The organism is Thermoactinomyces intermedius (assembly GCF_013912365.1).
GTDB classification, from domain to species: Bacteria; Bacillota; Bacilli; order Thermoactinomycetales; family Thermoactinomycetaceae; genus Thermoactinomyces; species Thermoactinomyces intermedius.
Window position 1 is genome coordinate 1 of sequence record NZ_JACETT010000030.1, and the last position, 1,184, is coordinate 1,184.

A 1,184-nucleotide genomic window follows, 5' to 3' on the forward strand; every position below is an offset into this window, starting at 1 on the left:
ATACGAGTCTCTTCAACCTCGTCATGCTTCTTCCATATCTCATTTTCAAGGTGCGTCGTTTTCCTTTTGTCCACCGCCTCGCGGCGACATTTAGTAATATATCATGCATAAAAAATAAATGCAACCCTTTTTTTGTTCTTTTTTTATTTCCTATAAAAAATTGTTTTCGGCAAATGAAAATCCGCCAGAAAACTGGCGGATCACCGGCTATAAGGAAGGAATTTCCCAATCAATGGGATCCTCATTTATTTTTTGTAATATCTCATTGGTTTTAGAAAAAGGTTTGCTTCCAAAAAAGCCTTTCCGGGCAGAAAAAGGACTGGGATGCGCCGACTCAATTACATAATGCCGTGTGGTGTCGATCCATTTTTTCTTCTCTTGAGCATGTCTTCCCCATAAAATAAAAACAACCGGCTTTTCACGCTCATTCAGTTTTTTTATCACTTGGTCGGTAAATTGTTCCCAACCTTTCCCTTTATGTGAATTCGGCTTTTTCTCTCTCACTGTGAGCACCGTGTTTAACATCAGAACCCCTTGTTTCGCCCATTTTTCCAAATAGCCGTGATTCGGGATATCATAACCCAGGTCATCATTCAATTCTTTAAAGATGTTTTTCAAAGAAGGCGGTAATTTTACGCCTGGTTTTACGGAAAAGCTGAGCCCATGTGCTTGTCCCGGACCGTGATAAGGATCTTGGCCAAGGATCACCGCTTTTGTATCCTGGTAAGAAGTCAATTGCAATGCAGAAAAAATATCTTCTTTTTTCGGATAAACAACCTGCTCCTGATACTCTTCCATCACAAATTTCCACAGTTTTTCAAAATACGGCTTTTCAAACTCTTCCTGCAACACTTTTCCCCAGTCAGTATTCAAGACTTCAACCATTCAGTTTTTCCTCTCCACTTTCTATAATATTTCTATTTGTTTATTTTAAACGGAATTTCTTTCCCTGCAAAGGAAAAAACAAAAACCTCTGTCATCTTTTGATAACAGAGGTTTTCACGTATTCCCTCAAAACCAAAGAGTGTGAGACATGACTCTTTGAAAAAATCGTTTTTGCTCGAAATGAGCTCCTTAGAAAGGAGGTGATCCATCCCCACCTTCCGGTAGGGATACCTTGTTACGACTTCACCCCAATCATCTGCCCCACCTTCGGCGGCTGGTTCCAAAATGGTTGCCTCACC

At 40.3% G+C, this 1,184-nt stretch carries 1 protein-coding gene and 1 rRNA gene; both read right to left on the reverse strand.

Annotated elements, in window-relative coordinates; translation table 11 throughout:
* Nucleotides 1–207: 207 nt before the first annotated feature.
* Nucleotides 208–885, reverse strand: coding sequence for a uracil-DNA glycosylase (locus tag H1R82_RS07555; protein ID WP_181731194.1), 678 nt, complete (start codon nt 883–885; stop codon nt 208–210).
* 193 nt (nt 886–1,078) lie between these two features.
* A 16S ribosomal RNA gene (locus tag H1R82_RS07560) occupies nt 1,079–1,184 on the reverse strand; the annotation flags it as partial.

What these genes read in the sequence shown, in the direction of transcription:
- H1R82_RS07555 (WP_181731194.1), bottom strand. Translation starts at nt 885, where the DNA reads ATGGTTGAAGTCTTGAATACTGACTGGGGAAAAGTGTTGCAGGAAGAG.